The organism is Acinetobacter lanii (assembly GCF_011578285.1).
Taxonomy (GTDB): Bacteria; Pseudomonadota; Gammaproteobacteria; order Pseudomonadales; family Moraxellaceae; genus Acinetobacter; species Acinetobacter lanii.
The window spans coordinates 1269474-1287028 of record NZ_CP049916.1 but is presented as its reverse complement, the minus strand read 5'-3'; the positions used below and the strand labels follow the sequence as shown (position 1 = coordinate 1287028).

General features: G+C 39.5%; 18 protein-coding genes, 1 pseudogene and 1 other annotated feature. Of the genes and pseudogenes, 6 read left to right on the top strand and 13 right to left on the bottom strand.

From position 1 onward, the window contains the following. Positions 1 to 43: 43 nt before the first annotated feature. Genes miaA through tsaE form a run of 3 tightly spaced genes read right to left on the bottom strand, consistent with a single transcriptional unit; the run spans position 44 to position 3478 of the window. Positions 44 to 988: a tRNA (adenosine(37)-N6)-dimethylallyltransferase MiaA gene (gene miaA / locus G8D99_RS05950; protein ID WP_166323524.1), complete on the bottom strand. Its 945-nt coding sequence runs from the start codon at positions 986 to 988 to the stop codon at positions 44 to 46. A gap of 6 nt (positions 989 to 994) precedes the next feature. Next, positions 995 to 3001 carry a DNA mismatch repair endonuclease MutL gene (gene mutL, locus G8D99_RS05945; protein ID WP_166323522.1) on the bottom strand — a complete coding sequence of 669 codons (2007 nt, stop codon included), beginning with the start codon at positions 2999 to 3001 and terminating at the stop codon, positions 995 to 997. Positions 3002 to 3004: 3 nt separating this feature from the next. Beyond that, positions 3005 to 3478, bottom strand: coding sequence for a tRNA (adenosine(37)-N6)-threonylcarbamoyltransferase complex ATPase subunit type 1 TsaE (gene tsaE / locus G8D99_RS05940; RefSeq protein ID WP_166323520.1), 474 nt, complete (start codon positions 3476 to 3478; stop codon positions 3005 to 3007). 241 nt (positions 3479 to 3719) lie between these two features. On the opposite strand from tsaE, the gene G8D99_RS05935 reads away from it, so the two are divergent. The 3 genes from G8D99_RS05935 to G8D99_RS05925 all read left to right on the top strand — a co-directional run bounded on the left by G8D99_RS05935 (position 3720) and on the right by G8D99_RS05925 (position 5563). Continuing rightward, a complete protein-coding gene (locus G8D99_RS05935) occupies positions 3720 to 4598 on the top strand; it encodes a pseudouridine synthase (protein ID WP_166327575.1) in 879 nt (292 codons plus the stop codon). 105 nt (positions 4599 to 4703) lie between these two features. Beyond that, on the top strand, positions 4704 to 5009 hold the full coding sequence (locus tag G8D99_RS05930; protein ID WP_166323518.1) for a type II toxin-antitoxin system RelB/DinJ family antitoxin: 306 nt from the start codon (positions 4704 to 4706) through the stop codon (positions 5007 to 5009). A 113-nt stretch (positions 5010 to 5122) separates the two neighbouring features. Then, complete coding sequence (locus tag G8D99_RS05925; protein ID WP_166323516.1) at positions 5123 to 5563, top strand: GNAT family N-acetyltransferase; 441 nt, start codon at positions 5123 to 5125, stop codon at positions 5561 to 5563. Positions 5564 to 5695: 132 nt separating this feature from the next. Here G8D99_RS05925 and G8D99_RS05920 read toward each other — a convergent pair whose 3' ends face one another. Further along, a complete protein-coding gene (locus G8D99_RS05920) occupies positions 5696 to 6433 on the bottom strand; it encodes a pseudouridine synthase (protein ID WP_166323514.1) in 738 nt (245 codons plus the stop codon). 189 nt (positions 6434 to 6622) lie between these two features. On the opposite strand from G8D99_RS05920, the gene G8D99_RS05915 reads away from it, so the two are divergent. Then, a complete protein-coding gene (locus G8D99_RS05915; RefSeq protein WP_166323512.1) occupies positions 6623 to 7075 on the top strand; it encodes a DUF441 domain-containing protein in 453 nt (150 codons plus the stop codon). A gap of 154 nt (positions 7076 to 7229) precedes the next feature. On the opposite strand, the gene G8D99_RS05910 is transcribed toward G8D99_RS05915, so the two are convergent. Both G8D99_RS05910 and G8D99_RS05905 read right to left on the bottom strand, forming a co-directional pair. Next, positions 7230 to 8465 (bottom strand): mechanosensitive ion channel family protein, encoded by a 1236-nt coding sequence (locus G8D99_RS05910; RefSeq protein WP_166323510.1) that lies wholly within the window; start codon positions 8463 to 8465, stop codon positions 7230 to 7232. A 400-nt stretch (positions 8466 to 8865) separates the two neighbouring features. After that, on the bottom strand, positions 8866 to 9786 hold the full coding sequence (locus G8D99_RS05905) for a LysR family transcriptional regulator (protein ID WP_166323508.1): 921 nt from the start codon (positions 9784 to 9786) through the stop codon (positions 8866 to 8868). Positions 9787 to 10296: 510 nt separating this feature from the next. Between G8D99_RS05905 and G8D99_RS05900 the strand changes: the two genes are divergently transcribed. Continuing rightward, complete coding sequence (locus G8D99_RS05900; RefSeq protein ID WP_166323506.1) at positions 10297 to 11436, top strand: aldose epimerase family protein; 1140 nt, start codon at positions 10297 to 10299, stop codon at positions 11434 to 11436. Positions 11437 to 11651: 215 nt separating this feature from the next. Here the strand turns inward: G8D99_RS05900 and gltS are convergent, their stop codons facing one another. Together gltS and G8D99_RS05890 are read right to left on the bottom strand one after the other, a co-directional pair. After that, entirely contained in the window at positions 11652 to 12866 is a 1215-nt protein-coding gene (gltS, locus tag G8D99_RS05895) for a sodium/glutamate symporter (protein ID WP_166323504.1), read from the bottom strand. 180 nt (positions 12867 to 13046) lie between these two features. Continuing rightward, on the bottom strand, positions 13047 to 14030 hold the full coding sequence (locus G8D99_RS05890) for an ion transporter (protein ID WP_166323502.1): 984 nt from the start codon (positions 14028 to 14030) through the stop codon (positions 13047 to 13049). A gap of 333 nt (positions 14031 to 14363) precedes the next feature. Here G8D99_RS05890 and G8D99_RS05885 point away from each other — a divergent pair, with 333 nt between their 5' ends. Next, on the top strand, positions 14364 to 14849 hold the full coding sequence (locus G8D99_RS05885) for an Lrp/AsnC family transcriptional regulator (protein ID WP_166323500.1): 486 nt from the start codon (positions 14364 to 14366) through the stop codon (positions 14847 to 14849). A gap of 78 nt (positions 14850 to 14927) precedes the next feature. Here the strand turns inward: G8D99_RS05885 and G8D99_RS05880 are convergent, their stop codons facing one another. From G8D99_RS05880 to G8D99_RS05865, 5 genes and pseudogenes are all read right to left on the bottom strand, one after another. Continuing rightward, positions 14928 to 15143 (bottom strand): hypothetical protein, encoded by a 216-nt coding sequence (locus G8D99_RS05880; protein WP_166323498.1) that lies wholly within the window; start codon positions 15141 to 15143, stop codon positions 14928 to 14930. Positions 15144 to 15192: 49 nt separating this feature from the next. Continuing rightward, positions 15193 to 15540, bottom strand: coding sequence for a hypothetical protein (locus G8D99_RS15640; RefSeq protein ID WP_227554361.1), 348 nt, complete (start codon positions 15538 to 15540; stop codon positions 15193 to 15195). 204 nt (positions 15541 to 15744) lie between these two features. Next, a pseudogene (locus G8D99_RS15875) lies at positions 15745 to 15957 on the bottom strand (PD-(D/E)XK nuclease family protein); the annotation flags it as partial. A 40-nt stretch (positions 15958 to 15997) separates the two neighbouring features. Then, a protein-coding gene (locus tag G8D99_RS05870; RefSeq protein WP_166323496.1) for an IS3 family transposase occupies positions 15998 to 17217 on the bottom strand; the annotation gives its coding sequence in 2 pieces (ribosomal slippage) (positions 15998 to 16941 and positions 16941 to 17217; 1221 coding nt in all). Then, positions 16826 to 16942, bottom strand: a sequence feature (AL1L pseudoknot). (Overlaps the previous gene by 117 nt.) A gap of 12 nt (positions 17218 to 17229) precedes the next feature. Next, positions 17230 to 17490, bottom strand: a complete 261-nt coding sequence (locus G8D99_RS05865; protein ID WP_166323492.1) for a hypothetical protein — start codon at positions 17488 to 17490, stop codon at positions 17230 to 17232. Positions 17491 to 17555: the final 65 nt, after the last annotated feature.

The window sequence follows — 17555 nt, the reverse complement described above, 5'->3', positions numbered from 1 at the left end:
GTTGCAATTAAAATTTATAAAAAGACAGTCGCTAAATTTTGCTTTATCCATGTAAGTTTCGCAAGTCTTCTTGAGCTTGCTTTATCGTTAAATAAGTCTTAAAAGTGTGCGCTTCTTGCAAGGAACGCAGCCAAGTATATTGACGTTTTGCAAGTTGTCGTGTTGCAAATAAACTTTTATCCTCCATTTCAAGTTTGCTTTTGTGACTTCTGTCACTATTTTTAAGAAAATCTAAAGCTTGGCGGTAACCCACTGATCTTGCAGAAGGAAGGTTTTCGTTTAAATTGTATTTTTCAATCAGAGACTCAACTTCATTTAAAAATCCAATCTCCCACATTTTTTTTAGACGCTGTTCAATTCGTCCATGTAATTCTAACCGATCAGGCAGCAAAGCATAGTTATGAAAATTGTAACGATATGCTGTCTGTTTAGGTTGCTCTGATTGCAGTTGTGTAATTGGACGACCCGTTAAACGGTACACTTCAAGTGCGCGAATAATCCGTTGACGATCTGAAACTTTAAAACGCTCACCTGCCAGCGGATCGACGCGTTTTAACTCTTCATAAACCCACTCCCAACCGTTTTGTTCAGCTTCATGCTCAATGTGTTGACGGACTTTTTCATCAGCATTGGGCAAATTATCAGCAAGACCTTCAAGCAGAGCTTTAAAATACAGCATGGTCCCGCCCACCAAAATCGGCGTTTTACCTTTTGCGTGAATTTGATCAATTAACTTCGTTGAGTCATCGACAAATTGTGCGGCTGAATAGACTTCCAATGGCGTAATAATGTCGATTAAATGATGTGGATAAAGTGCCTGCTCTTCTTTACTCGGTTTAGCTGAACCGATGTCCATATCTTGATAGACCAGTGCTGAATCGACTGAAATAATTTCAAAATTGCCTCGATCATAGAGTTCACATGCCAATGCAGTTTTACCACTTGCAGTGGGTCCCATTAAATTAATGACAGGCATTTGATTTGACATGTACAACTACTCTCCTCGAGCAAATAATTTATCTAATTGAGACAACGGAAAGGCACGCCAAGTTGGACGACCATGGTTACATTGACTCGCAAATTCTGTTTGTTCCATTTGGCGCAGTAACGCATTCATCTCAGACAAACTGAGTAAACGATGCGCACGCACCGCACCATGACATGCCATACCCGCTAAAATTTGATCGCGTTTCTGCTGTAAAGCCTGAGCTTGATCATTTGGATCTAAATCATTGAGCAATTCATTCACTAAGGCTGCCAAATCCGCTTTATGTAAAATGGCGGGCACACCACGCACAATCACTTGTTCATCACCATATTGATCAATATCCAAACCTAATCGTTCTAATTGAGGTTTGAGTTCTTCAATACGGATCGCCTGCATACGGGTAATTGAAACCACTTTTGGAATTAATAACTGTTGCGATATCCAAAACTCAGGTTTATCCCACGCCATTTTCATTTGTTGCAACAATATTCGCTCATGCGCTGCATGCATATCGACAATAATCAACCCTTCCGTATTCTGTGCAAGGATGTAAATACCATGTAATTGTGCAATCGCAACGCCAAGGGGAAATTCATCGACTTTAGATGTAGCAGTACTTTGTAAAGCGTCCTTTTCAGCAATACGCTCTACAGCAACACCTTGTTCTAAATCTTGCTGCGCTTTCAAAGGGGCTAAATAAGACTTGAGTGCATTACTCATCTGCCCTGAAGCTTGATACGACGATGGTGCTGTATAAGATACCGACTGCGGTCGACTGCTATTAAAATCCGTCAGCAATGCATCTGTTTGATCATGTGCATCATGCTTTAACTGATTGTGTTGCATCGAAACTGAAGATGGCTGCTGATCTAAAGCGTTTTTATGCAACTGAAATTGTTCTTGATAACGGGGTTGTTGAATAGATGGTTTGTCAGTTTGCGCTGTATCTTTAACTTTCATGGCTGAAGCTAAATCTGCTGATGCGGTTTGAAACTGAGATAAAGTTTCTTTAGCATAATGACGTACAAATTCATGCACTTCACGCTGATTTAAGAAACGAATTTCATGTTTGGTCGGATGTACATTGACATCAATATTTTCAGGATCAATTTCTAAAAATAATAAATACGCTGAATGCTGGTGACCATGCAAAATACCCTCATAGGCCATACGCAAGGCATGAGAGATGGTTTTGTCTTTGACAATTCGCCCATTCACATACACATATTGTAAATCGGCTTGCGCACGTGCATCCGAAGGATGACCTAGCCAACCTGAAAGACGCATAGAGATACTGTCTGCATCGATCCAATAGGCATTTTCAGTGAAGTTACGCCCAAGCAATTGTTGCACGCGCTGAAAACGCAACTCACCACTGTCTGCAATGGGTAGGTTTAAACGAATATTGCCATTGTGTTCTAATACGAATCGAATATCAAAATGTGTCAACGCCATACGGCGCACAATTTCTTCAATATGACCAAATTCTGTGGTCGGCTTTTTTAAAAATTTACGGCGAGCAGGCACATTAAAAAATAAATCCTGTACTCGAATATGCGTTCCACGTTGTGTGGCAACGGGTTGAATTTCTTGATGATCAAACGCTGTACCATTGACTTCAACCTGATGCCCTATGCCTGAGTCATCTTGTGCGCTAATTAAGGTTAAACGCGATACAGCAGCAATGGACGCCAATGCCTCGCCCCGAAAACCCAAGCTGACAATAGCATGTAAATCTTCTGAGGTTTGAATTTTACTGGTGGCGTGACGCATCACCGCCAAAGCCAAATCTTCAGGATGTATGCCTTTACCATTGTCAATAATCTCGATTAAAGTACTGCCGCCTTGCTCTACACGAATAATCAGCTCAGTCGCACCTGCATCGATCGAATTTTCAAGTAATTCTTTGACCACGGATGCAGGACGTTCAATCACTTCACCCGCTGCAATCTGATTGGCTAATGCAGGATTTAAATGATGAATTCGACGTGAACTAATTTCTTCGCGTTGCATAGATTAACCTTGGTAATACTGTTCTAAAGCGGTGTTAAAGCTGGATAAATCAAAATTCAATGTCACCTGACGGACATCATCTTGTTCAGATTTTTCAATATTGATGACCACATTCGCTTGCGGAATTTCATCGCCACCTTTCGATGGCCATTCAAATAAGAATAATGCGTTTTCAATGTCTAAATAATCACGAATCCCCATTAACTCAAGCTCATAAGGATCATTTAAGCGATATAAGTCAAAGTGAAATACATCTTTACCTTGGATTTTATAAGGTTCAACCAAGGTGTAAGTCGGGCTTTTCACGGCGCCTTGATGACCTAAGTTCTGCAACCAATAACGGGTCAAGGTCGTTTTACCCGCACCTAAGTCCCCGATCAGATAAATCACGCCCTGTGCAATATGTTGCCCCAAAAATGTCGCTAATTTTTGGGTATCCTGTTCATTATTCAAATTGAGTTGAAATGAATACTGCATAACTCTCACAACATGATTCAAACGAAGGACTATGATACCATTGCCATAGATGAAAACCTATGTCGCGCTTATGTTGAACGGCATTTTCATTGAAGACTGCTCAAATATATTTCATTCATGCACTGTTTCAAACTTGGCCTTCATGTCTAAACATTCTCTTCAAAAAACTGCGCGCATCCCAGAATCCACTGCATCAGATCACACGCATCACTCCTCAAATATACAAGGCTTTCAACCGCCCATGATCGATGGTGTCGGGGCAAGTAAAGTGTTTTTGCCCCATTGTGAACCATGTCCAAACAGCGTTTTTGAATATTTATCTGAGCATTTCAAACATATTGATAAACTTGAATGGCAACAACGCTTTGAAGATGGTTTGATTCTCGATTCATCCGGACAAAAACTCAGCCTTTACTCCAGTTACCACCCCAATCAACATCTATTTTATTATCGGTTTTTGGCCCATGAGATTCATGTGCCTTTTCGAGAAAAAATTCTGTTTGAAAATGATGATCTGCTGGTGGTCGACAAGCCTCACTTTTTAACCATGAGTCCAACTGGACAATATGTACAAGAAACTTTATTGGTTCGTTTAAAGAAAAGTACAGGTAATGCTGAACTTACACCGATTCATCGTTTAGATCGGGAAACCGCTGGAGTGGTGCTTTTTTCAAAGCGTGTTGAAACTCGAGGGGCGTATCAGCAGTTATTTGCTGAACGTAGAGTTCAAAAAATTTATCATGCCATTGCGGGTTACTGTCGCGATTTAAATTTCCCGCTTGATTTGCACTTGCGCATGGATAAAGGTAATCCTTTCTACACGATGCAAGTGTATGAGGGTCAGCCGAATACGCATACGCATATTCAACTGTTAGAACATAATCAGACCTATGCGCTATATGAACTCAAACCATCTACAGGTAAGCAACACCAACTGCGTGTTCATCTCAATCACCTCGAAATCCCCATTAAAAACGACCCGTTCTACCCGCAAGTAACGCATAAAGCACCTGATGATTTTAGTGCGCCTTTGCAACTGCTTGCGAAAGAAATTGACTTTAAAGATCCTGTGACGGTGCAAGACATGCATTTTTGTTCTGAGCAAGTATTGACACTATAATTGCGTTGTAATGACACTCAACCACTATTTTATCGTTAAAACATTGAATTTTGGTTGAGTTTGATTAAAATAGCATCTTAAACAATAAGTCGTTTGGTTGTATTCATGAGAAAAACAGAAGTTTATCAAGTCCGACTTGACTCACTCGAAAAGAAACATGCTTTTGCGGTGTTTAAACAGTTGGGGATTACACCGGCGCAAGCAGTGCGTTTGTTTTTTAAACAAGTGGTGCTAACCAAGTCTATTCCTTTTGCGATTGAGAACCAAAGCATTAACATGGAACAGTTGCTGAAGTTAAAAAAATTAAAACAAGATCAAACTCAATCCGACCAAGCCCAAGATCGTGAAATGGACGATGACGATTTCTTTGCTGAACTCAATGCCCTGCTAGGCGAGAGTGACAAAAGCTAGGCATAACTGACAAAAGTTAACAGTGTCGCAATTTTAAACACTTTATTTTCCAATAAATCATCAATCTATGCTTAGCTCACTTGTATACAATAAAAACTGCAAGGAGCTAGACTGTGATCGTCCGACGTGCAATGCCCGATGATTTAGAAACATTATCTGTCTTATTTGATGAATATCGTCAATTCTATGGGGCATCTTCTAGCCCAAATCAGTCTTTGAACTTTCTCAAACAACGTTTTTCCAATCAAGAAAGTGTGATTTTTATTCACATTAAAGATGATCAAATTACTGGATTTGTGGTGCTATACAAAGGCTTTTCATCGGTTGCATGTTCAAGTTATTACATTTTAGATGATGTCTATGTCACCCCGATTTATCGTCGGCAAGGTTCAGCGAAACAGTTAATTGATACTGCGATTTTATTTGCACGACATGACAATGCGATTCGTATCAGTTTAGAGACGCAAAAAACCAATTATCACTCTCAAGCATTGTATGAGCAAATGGGTTTTGTGAAGGACAACGAGTTCCAAACCTATCATTGCTTTTTATAAACTTTTGAATGGGTGTAATGGCGAATCGATAGATAAGCGTAAAATTAAGAATGCTTTTGGTTTATATTGATTCAATATCACCAAAAGCAGCTTTTGGATATACGTGCCTAGCCCATAAAAATTTGGCTTTGCTTAAATGGCAATGACTTCGCCCGCTACTTCAGAGTTGATTTGATTTTTCGCTGCGCAGATTTGGGTTTCAGTCAAATACATCCATTCACCCTCAGCTAAATCTTGCAATTTAAGTTGTCCAATTTGTTGACGATGTAAGGATTCAACTTTGTTTCCGACTGCCGCCAACATACGTTTTACCTGATGATAGACCCCTTGATGAATCGCCATTTGTAATTCATGTTCAGCCAGTCGCTCCACATTGGTTGCGGCAAAGGTACCTGATTCATTGTGTAATTCCACACCCTGTTCAAGTTGTTTTAATTGCTCATCGTTAACAGGGTCTGCAGTGTGCATACGATACACTTTAGGCACATGCTTTTTCGGATGGGTGAGCGCTTGCAAGAACTGACCATCATCGGTGAGTAATAACAACCCGGTCGTGTCCTGATCAAGTCGACCTACACACTGTAAACCGCGATCAAGCAACACATCATCGAACAATTCAAACACACTAAAATGATGCGTTGCTTGATGTGAGCATTCATAACCTGCGGGCTTGTTTAACGCAATATAGACCTTTTCACGATATTGATATGACTTACCGTACACCGAATATTCAAGTTCATTTAAATTTAACTTAAATTTAGGTTCAGTCACCACCTCGCCCTGAATCTGCACTGCCCCATTTTTTATTAACTGTTGACAGTTTTTGCGTGAACCAAAACCTTGGGACTGCAACATTTTTTCGAGATTCATAACGTGCCTAACAATAAGTAAAAGAAATAAAAATGATTCTGCATAAAGTTAAGGTTGAGCAGCTCTTCATAGCAAGCTCAAATAGCAAGTTGAAAAGTCGCAAAAGCAACTGTACAGCACTTTAGCATTGAATCAGTTAAACTATTATATCGAGCAAGCCCTTTATTAAGTAAGTCATGGAACAGGTTTATGTCACATTTAGATCTTAATTTGATCGTACTGATCATTCTTTTGGCATGTGGCATTTTTAGTCATAATACAGCAGTCACCATTGCAGCAGCAGTGCTGATCATCTTTAGAATTACTCCGCTCAGCGCCTATTTCCCTCTGTTGCAACAACATGGATTAAATATTGGGATTATTATTTTAACCATCGGGGTACTGACGCCGATCGCCAGTGGTGCAATTGCAGGCAATGACATCTTAAAATCCTTTATGAGCTGGAAATCTTTGGTCGCTGTGGCAATTGGATTATTCGTGGCATGGCTAGGTGGTCGGGGTGTGACCTTAATGGCCAATCAACCCAATGTGGTTGCAGGACTTTTAATTGGCACTGTGGCAGGTGTTGCACTGCTGCGTGGTGTCCCTGTGGGCCCGCTGATTGCAGCAGGCTTGTTGTCTTTAATTATTGGCTCTTCTTAAAAGGCTGATCAAGCACATTCTTCACTCCCACTATTTAGCACAAAATAAAAAGATAAAAAAACCTCTCCTATTGGAGAGGTTTTTTATCAAGCTTTGAATCTGTTTCAATTCACGATCAATTGTATTTGATACAGACTCAAATCAATTCCAATGTTTAAACGTAATCATGCTGATTTTGCAGACCCGCTTGCTGAACCGCATGACGAATGTCATCCGCAGATGCAGATTGATAGATCTTCAAATCGAACTTATTCGACATCGCAATTAAATGCTCAATGATTTCACACTGAATATTTTCATAATCAACCCAAACTGTAGTGGCTGCATAGCAATACAATTCTAATGGCAAGCCTTCTGCAGTCGGTTGTGCGTGACGTACAATCGTTGTTTGGTTATGTGCAATGTTTGGGTGATTTTTTAAATACGCCACTACATATTTACGGAATAAGCCGTAGTTGGTTAAACGATAAGGATTGGTGGTATCAAACTGTGCAGGATCCTGACTAATGCGCTGATCTTCCGGTAAATATTTTTCCAACTCTTGAAGTTTGGGTTTCGCTAAAAATCCAATGGTATTTTGATCAACAATGACTGAGCGTAAAATTCGGCGACAGCCAACTTCACGCATTCCTCGCCAGTTTTTAAAACTATCGGTGACCAATTTATTGGTCGGAATCGTGGTTAAGGTTTTATCAAAGTTTTGTACCGTAATGGTATGTAATGACATATCAATCACATCACCATTGGCGTTTAGGGTTGGCATTTCAATCCAATCGCCAATACGAACCATGTCATAAGAAGAAATCTGAACTGAGGCCACCAATGAGAGGATGGTGTTTTGGAACACCAACATCAATACGGCTGCCATGGCACCGAAGCCTGCCAATAAAGTAAAAATATCTTTCTTTAAAAAGGTCGCGAGGATTAACAAGCCACAAATGATGGATACAATCAGTTTGATCAGCTGTAAATAACCTTTGATTGGTTTATTTTTAGAGCTGGGCTTAGATTGATATACCACATGAAAAATATTCAAAAATTCAGAAATGGCACGTGCAATCGTAATAAAAATAAAGGATTGCGCCAACATCTGAATAAAAGTGACACTGCCTGTACTTAAATATGGGACGGTTTTAATACCATTTAGAATCACAACTGCCGGTACAACATTTGAAATCAGTTGAATGACACTATATTGCGATGCAATGTCATTATTGATAAATGGCATTTTCTTTAATAGTGCACGTATGCCACGCACCACCACTTGCTTTGCAATAAAGTTTGCCAATACTGCGACACAAATAAGGATACTGAGCGACGTTGCCATTTCCAGCCAAGGAAACTGATCCGCCCAATCTTTAATAGAGGCCATAAAATCTAAATCTTTCATCTACCACGAGTGCTTTACGCCAGAAACAAGACCTTAGTTTAAGACCCAAAAGCGATCAATCGCCATTAAAAAAATGAATCAAGAGACTGTTTTGCTATTTTTTAACCAATGCGTTTATTTAATCATCACTCGTGTAACATTGCATTACACACTAATCAAAATACAGACAGCACACAGAAAAAAGTATTCGCATTCATTTTTACCCAGTCTCATTAGACTTAAAACCAATCAATATTTAGCTTTAAAACAACAGCATATTTTCCCTAAAAAATGGAATATCCTTAGACATTCCATTTTCTTGGTCAAAAAAAGTTAATCTTGGTTTGCTTCAAGCCATGCTTCACGCTATCCAACAAACCCATTGAAAGAGGACTGAGTATTTCACGCTGTTTAAAACGGATTAATCCGCATAATAACTGTGACGTTTGCTCGAAAATTTATACAAATGCTTTAAAAAACCTTCAAAATAGCTTTTCTCTTTTTCATCGCTTCTAAACCCTGCATATAACGTTCGTCTTAAACCTTGAGCAGACACACATGCTAGACGGCGTGAGGTGACCCACCCTTTTTGTTCATATTCATTCACCACCCAATCTGGCAATGCGGCAATCCCTCGCCCACTGGCCACCAATTGAATCAACATTTGAGTCAGATCGGTATTACGTATGGCTTTGGGCATAATATTGGCTGGAATAAACAATTTCGCCATGATGTCTAAACGGTGCTTATCTACCGGATAAGTAATGAGGGTCTGTTCAGCCAGATCTTGCACGCTGATATTTTCAGCACGAACCAATGGGTGGGTGTTGGACAACACCAAACGTGATTCATATTCAAAAATCGGGAAATATTCGATGCCTTTAAGCGCAATGGGGTCAGCAGTGATCAGTAAATCAAATTCACCACTTTGCAATAATTCATGCGGATTGGATTCAAAGCCCGAAGCAAAGTCGAGATCCACATCCGGATATTGTGAACGGTATTGATTCAACAAAGGCATTAACCAATCAAAGCAACTGTGGCATTCTGATGAAAATACAATCCGTCCTGTTTGCCCATGCACGATACGGGTAATATCACTTTGCGCAATTTGAATTTGCGGTAACACATCATCTGCAAGTTTGAGTAAGCGCTGTCCCACGTTGGAAAAAGTCACAGGACGACTACGACGATTAACCACTTCAACGCCATACCAATGGTCTAATTCTTTAAGCTGATGAGAAATTGCCGAAGGGGTTAAGCATAAGTCACCGGCTGCAGCAACCAATGAGCCATGCTCACGCAATGCGGTGAGCGTTTTTAGATGTCGTATTTCTAACATGTATGAAAGTCCACAGCGCGTCTAATACATCTAATGAATGTACAAACAGAATAAATAATGAATAAAATTCACTATAGCATTGAAGTCATGACTATGTTTCATGCTGCATTTTAAATGGTGAAACTTTAGTCGTTGAGCATTTTTAAACTTAAAAGCACTTATAAGGTTGAATGATGGCTGTTTTGACACTCTAGGCTTTAAATACGTTTCGTATTGCTATCTAAGTGATTGTGATATAAAAAAGGAATGAGATTTAAAGTTTGAAACAGGTACTTTAATTAAAATAGATTTCTTGGGCTGCATGTTAGGATGGTGATCGTATTCCCACCTAATTTTGGGCTTAGTGGTTCAGATCAAAAGGGTTTAAAACCCTCACATTTAAACCGCTCGCAACAGTTTCTTGCCTGAATGATTATACCAACGTCGCGTTAAAATTTAGAATGGAGAAGCATAAGCTATATCACATATCCTCTCTCCCTTATTACTCACGAATAAATTTTGGATAAACTGATGAAATATTTACTTGCCCTCTCCCTCCTTGCACTCAGTATTCAAGCGGTATCTGCAGCAACAGTGACTGCTGAACCGTATGGTAAAACTGCGGCAGGTCAAACGGTTACTGAATATACCTTTAAAAACAACAATGGCATGACAGTTAAGATTTTGGATATTGCCGGTGCAATCCGTGAAATCAATGTGCCTGATGCGAAAGGTCAAATGGCGAATGTGGTACTCGGTTTGCCTAATGCTGAAGCCTATGCCACTCAAAATGATCCGCACTTTGGGGCAATCGTTGGACGTTATGCCAACCGTATCGCTAAAGGTCAGTTCACTTTAAACGGTAAGCAATACCAACTACCATTAAACAATGGTGAAAATACTCTACACGGTGGTCCCTCGACGTATGCACAGGACTTGTGGCAGTCTAAAATTTTAAAACAGAAAAAAGGCAGTGATACTGCTTCTGTAGAAATGACTTACCTGTCACCAAACGGTCAAAATGGCTTTCCCGGCAATGTAAAAACCACTGTGGTCTACAGCCTCAATGAGCAAAATGAATTAACCGCAGAATATAAAGCGACTACAGATCAAGACACCGTGGTTAACCTCACCAATCACAGTTACTTCAACTTGGCCGGCGAAGGTTCAGGCTCAGTTGAGAAACAACAAATTCAAATCTTAGCGTCTAAATATACCCCAACTGATGCAGGTTCTATTCCAACAGGTGAATTGGCTTCAGTTGAAGGCACACCGTTTGATTTACGTCAAATGACGCCAATTGGACAGCAGCTGCGTAACAACCATCCACAAATGGTGATGGCCCATGGCTATGACCATAACTGGGTATTGGACAACTATGATGCGAAATCGAAACAACCAAAATTGGCGGTTAAAGCCCTTGACCCTGAATCAGGTCGTACCTTAGAAGTCCATACCACTGAACCGGGCGTACAGTTCTATACCTCTAACTTCTTAGATGGCAGCGTGGTCGGCACATCAGGTAAGGCATATCGTCAAACTGAAGCCTTTGCTTTAGAAGCGGAACATTTCCCAGATTCACCAAATCAACCGTCATTCCCATCGACTGTGCTGAAAAAAGGTCAAACCTTCCAAGCAACCACTGTGTATAAATTTGGTGTGAACAAATAATTCTGCGGATTGATTGCATAAGGCGTGCTTCATCTCAAATTCTGTGTTCTAATACACGCAGTTTGAGATGAGCCTCTTACAGTATCTGGGCTTGACCCATTTACGACTAGCCCCTAACCATGGGGCTTTTTAATGCTTGAATTTCCGAATAGGATGACACACCATATAAAACAGCACCGAAGCGCTGTTTTAATCTTTAAGCGTATTGAAGAGCACTAAAAGAATTTTAAAATGGTTTGAATCACCACCGCGTTAATAATGTCGATAAAGAACGCACCACACAGTGGAATGATCAAAAAGGCTTTATGTGATGGCCCATAGGTGTTGGTAATGGCTTGAATATTGGCAATCGCTGTTGGTGTTGCTCCCATGCCAAAACCACAGTGCCCGGCTGAAAGTACGGCTGCATCATAATTACTGCCCATCACTTTAAAGGTCACGAAAATTGTAAACAGCGCCAAAGTTAGCATTTGCAACAATAGAATAATGACCAAAGGTCCGGCCAAATCTGCCAACAGCCACAGTTGTAAGGACAGCAATGCCATCGACAAATATAGCGACAAAGACGCATTGCCAAATACATCAATGGCACGGTCAAAAATATTCACTTTTAAAACGTGTTCTAGAATATTACGTAGAATCACGCCACTCGCCAGCGCCCACACAAAAGTGGGCAATTCAAACCACTGCCCTTTACTGAACTCGGTCATACCATTGGCAACATAAATACACAGTGCAAACATCCCCAAAGTCGATACTGCATTATTGGCAGTGATTAAACGGGTTTTACGTGGATATTCAAATGCAGCTGAATCGGCATGTGCGGGTTGATCATTGTCTTCTACAGCGACTTGCTCAGCCAGTTGATGACGTTTGATTAAAAACTTTGCAACCGGTCCACCAATCACACCGCCAATGATCAAACCGAAGGTGGCACTTGCCATGCCTAATACAATAGCCCCTTGAATACCATACTCAGTTTCTAAAACCTGTCCCCAAGCCCCTGCTGTTCCATGTCCACCGGTTAAGGTAATCGAACCGACCACCAAACCAATTAAAGGATCAAGTCCTAATACTGTCGCCAGACTCATCCCGACTGCGTTTTGTAGCAACACAAAGCCTGCCACACAGAACAGAAAGATGACTAAACTTTTACCGCCTTCTTTGAGTTTGACAAAACTGGCACTCAGACCAATCGAGGTAAAGAACATCAACATCAAAATATTTTGAATCTGCGCACTAAAGCTCGCACTGATATTAAAAAACAGATGCAATGCATAGGCACATAGTGCAGCAATCAAACCGCCAATCACTGGCTCTGGAATATTATAGTTTCTAAAAAATGCAATTTTTTGAACCAAAAACCGCCCGATAAATAAGAAAAATACTGCAATCACCAAGGTGCCAAAGGCATCAATTTCAAATGTCATTCTCGTTCCAATCGTCTGTCATTTTTATTAATCATGATTAGACCCTAAAACAAGGTCTTGTTTCAGCTCAAAAAATGTAAAAATTTCGAGTCGTAAATTGAGGTTATTTTTATTTTTGGAATATTGCATCAAATATGCTTAGGCTATTTAAATCCCTTTATATAGCCTGTGAAGTCATGTTTAATCGGGTAATTTATTGCCACAATGTGGACAGTAACAATATTGATGCTGTTGTTGTTTCAGCTTCATTTCTTCCCGCTCACGGATCAATTGCAAAGTAATGTCATGCATCTGCTCAGTCGACAGTCCGACTTCTTTTCGAAGCGCTTCCATTTTTTCAGTGTCATTTAAAATGTCGATGTCTGAATTTTGCAAGAGTTGGCGAAATCGAATCTCTAATTGTTGTTTCCGCAATTCCAACTCATTGGCTAAACCATTGGCTAAAATCCCGGCAGGCAATGCTGCAAGCCCTACCCCAAGAATGGTGATCATCGCCCCTAAAAAACGCCCGACTGGGGTCATTGGGGTCACATCGCCATAACCCACTGTGGTTAAGGTTACCACCGCCCACCACATTGAACCCGGAATTGAGCTAAACACTTCAGGCTGTACCCGACTTTCCACGCCGTAAATCCCTGCTGCTGCAATCACGATCATAATGATCAAGATAAAAATCACCGCTTGGAATGAGCCTTTTTCACGCTCGATGACTCTGAGTAAAATTTGCAGCGATACAAAATAACGGGTCAGCTTAAATAAACGGAACAGTCTTAAAATTCGTAGGAAACGCAGATCGAGTTTTACAAACAGATTTAGATACGCCGGTAGAATCGCCAACAAGTCAATGATCGCAGCCCCACTGGTGACGTAGCCCCAACGCTGTTTGAGTGCAGATTGCTGTGGATTGCGTTCCACCACACTCCAAAAACGAAGCAGATATTCCAAACTAAACACCACAATTGAAAAGTGCTCAAACGCATCAAAATACACTTGGTAGTGGTGATACAGGTCATTCACTGACTCCAACAGCACCGCCACCACATTGCCCAAAATCAGTAGAATCAAAAAGAAATTGATGATTTGACTTAAAGGAGTTTGATAGTCCTCATCATGTAAATGGTGATAAACCCATTTACGAATGCTGAACCAAGCGCTGTGTTTCATAGTGGAAGCTTAAATGCAGGGATAGCTCATGGTAATACGTGTCACTCGATTTTAAAAATCATTCGACTTTAACTGCTGTATCCATGATCAATGTACCCATATGCTTATACGGTATTCAGTGCGATTACTTGGCTATTCTCCAAGAATAGACTTGGATTTTTATCAATTTAATAGCTTAACTTTCATGCTTTTAATTATAACTATCGTTCAAAATGGCTAGTTTTAAAGCATCTAAGACCCACTTTGGTCTGATCTCAAGCCTTAACTATTTTCATCTTTCAAAATAATGGTATAACTATAATTCATGCAATACATAACATTTTTTAATACACAATGAACGATAGCAATTACCAGTTAGACCGTGTGGACTACAAAATTTTGTCTGAGCTGAGAAAAGATGGGCGTTTGACCGTTACTGAGCTGGCTGAGAAAGTGATGCTATCGACCTCGCCGTGTTGGACGCGTTTAAAGCGTTTAGAAAGCTTGAATGTGATTGAGGGTTATACCGCCAACATTAACCCGAAAGCGATTGGCATCAATGAGCTATTCTTTATTGAAATCACGCTTGAGCGTCATGATGATGAAATTTTAAATCAGTTTAGTGAAACCCTTGCCAATATGCCTGAAGTGGTTGAAGCGCATTTGGTCACAGGTGATTATGATTATTTGGTGAAAGTGGCGGTTAAAAACTCTGAACACTATGAACGATTTTTACGTAAAAATTTATATTCGATGAAAGGGATTCGTCATACCCGTTCGATCTTTGCTTTACGCCCTTTAAAATTGGCAAATCATTCTGACTTACTGATGATTGAATAAAAATAACATTCAAATCTCAAAATAGAAAAGCTCAAATACTGTTTAGCATCTGAGCTTTTTTTGACTCTTTAATATTCATTATTGAATATCAAAGACCCACTTTTTGGCTTGTAGGTCTGTGGTGTCCTCACAGACGTAGTAGTCATGATTCCAAGCATCTTGATTAAAGATTTCTTTCTTGGTGTAGGTGACGTTTTTGCCTTTTTCAACACAGACAAAGCTGTCGCCTTGGTCTTTAACTTGGGTTCCATTGAGGAAACCACCAATACAGAGGAAGCGGGATTGTTTGGACATAATAAATTATTTTTTAGAACATAACCTATATAATATAGAGCTTTCAAAGTTATTCAAAAAAAACTTTATCCAATAAAGCGTATTTTTCTATAAATTTAGTATAAGTATGGATCGTTTCAAGTGTCTGCTCTATATTAATCAATTCAGTATCAGGGCATCTTACAACATAATCGGTACATAATATGGTCATGGTCTCACCTTTACCGAATCTAGTAGGTTTAGTAAATTTTAGTCCTTCTAATTTTGCTTTCTCAATATAATGCTCGTAGCAAATATTTCTAAACTTTCTATCGTTCTCTGCTTTATTACTATTTATCTTTAGTACTAATTGATCGTTTTGAAGTTGTAAATATTGAGTACAATATTCATTTCTTTGAAATGCCCACCAAAAGCCCATAAAGCCACCACTAGGATTAGATACGTATCCCCAATCCCCACGTTTCAACTCATTTTTTACATATTTGAAAAATCCAATCCAATTCTTCTTATTCCATTCCTTTCTAAAGACAAAAGCATTTACTTCATCTTCAATTTCGACAATATAATCTTTAAAGTTATTGAAAATATCACTGTTAACATTTTTATAAATATCTAAAATCGAGATTAAATTATCTCTAGAAAAAATCTTAAAACCTTCTTCTATTTCTTTCTTATAACTCGACTGATCATGTGTTTTAAAAAATATGGCTAAGACGTTTTCTTCACCAGCTTCTGAAACTATAAGATTTCTATATCTTGTTAACTGATCCCCATGTGCTTTTGTTCCTGTTTTATCTTCAATAATGATAGAAAAATTGTTTAATTTAAGAAGTATATTGAACCGTACCGGGTTTGTCGGAGACTTTTTATTTAAGTTAGGCCACCTGACCTAACGGGTTAATCTTATCATAGTAGATTACTTCAAAATCAAAAGGTGATACATAACCCAGTGCACTATGTACACGTTCTTTATTGAACCAATCTACCCAATTTAGTGTCGCAAGTTGTACATCCGCTAAACCTTGCCAATCTGCTTTTAAATATTCAATCACCTCTGTTTTGTATAAGCCATTCATCGTTTCAGCCAAAGCATTATCGTATGAATCACCGGTCGTACCGACTGATGCTCGTAAATTTGCTGCTTCTAAACGATTGGTATAACGAATGGAAAGATATTGCACGCCTCTGTCACTATGATGAATCACGTTCTTTGGCATGCCTCGATCATGCAATGCTTGCTCCAGTGCATCGAGCACCATGTCTGTATTCATACGTGTTGATACTTTCCATCCAACAATTGCTCGTGAGAACACATCAATAATAAAGGCGGTATAGACCCAGCCTGAATTTGTTTGAATATACGTGAAGTCAGCGACCCACAGCTGGTCAGGCTGATCAGCACTAAAATTGCGTTTCACCAAGTCATCTGCTCGTTTTTGATCATCCCGGCTACGGGTCGTTTGTTTATTCTTACCTCGCCAAACACCTTGTATACCTAGCTTTTGCATCAATCGAGCAACTGTACAGCGCGCAATAATATAGCCTTCACGTTTCAGTTTTTGCCAAACTTTACGTACACCATATCGACCTGAACTTTCCTTCCAAATTCGTTTAATTTGTTCAGCATGATGCAAGTCATGTAAATCTCGTTTCGCTCGATGTTCTGGATTGTCCGCGAGGTCTAAAGTTCGGTAATAGGTTGAAGGTGCGATAGGTAAAATTCTACAAATCGCCTCGACTCCGTACAGCTCTTTATTATTATGGATAAAATCCACCATTATTTGTGTGGGCGGTCGAGCTCCGCCTGGGCGAAAAAAGCGGCTGCTTTGCGTAGAATTTCATTGGCTCGTTGCAGTTCTTTATTTTCGCGTTCAAGTTGTTTAATGCGTTCTTGGTCTGAAAGCTGCTGTACTTTGATTGGATTCTGTTGATTCAAATACTTCTGATGCCAGGAACGTAGTGTTTCAGGAGTACAGCCAATCTTAGGTGCAATTGCTGTGATTGCAGCCCAAGTAGAAGGATAATCTTTTTCAGATTCAATCAATAATTGAACCGCTCTTTCTCTGATTTCAGGGGTATATTTTGGTTTTGTCATTGGGACATTCTCTCAAGAAAGTTGGTCTCCGACAAACCCGGTACGGTTCATATCAATATTTTGGTATTGTTTATGAAGAGTGAATTTTTCAATTTTTTTAGGCATTTCTTTATTTTCTAATTCAAAAAATTTAGAAATCAAAGTTATGGCACAATCCTTGAGAACTGGATCTACATTTTCATATTTAGGATTTGCATGATCTAATAACCAAAAAATGAAAGCATCCTGTGATAATTCTTTGGTGGCATATTTGAAAATATTAGGTTTATCCATTCTATACTCAAAAAATAAGGGCTGATTAATCAGCCCTTATTTTTAACTCAAAATATCTTAATTTT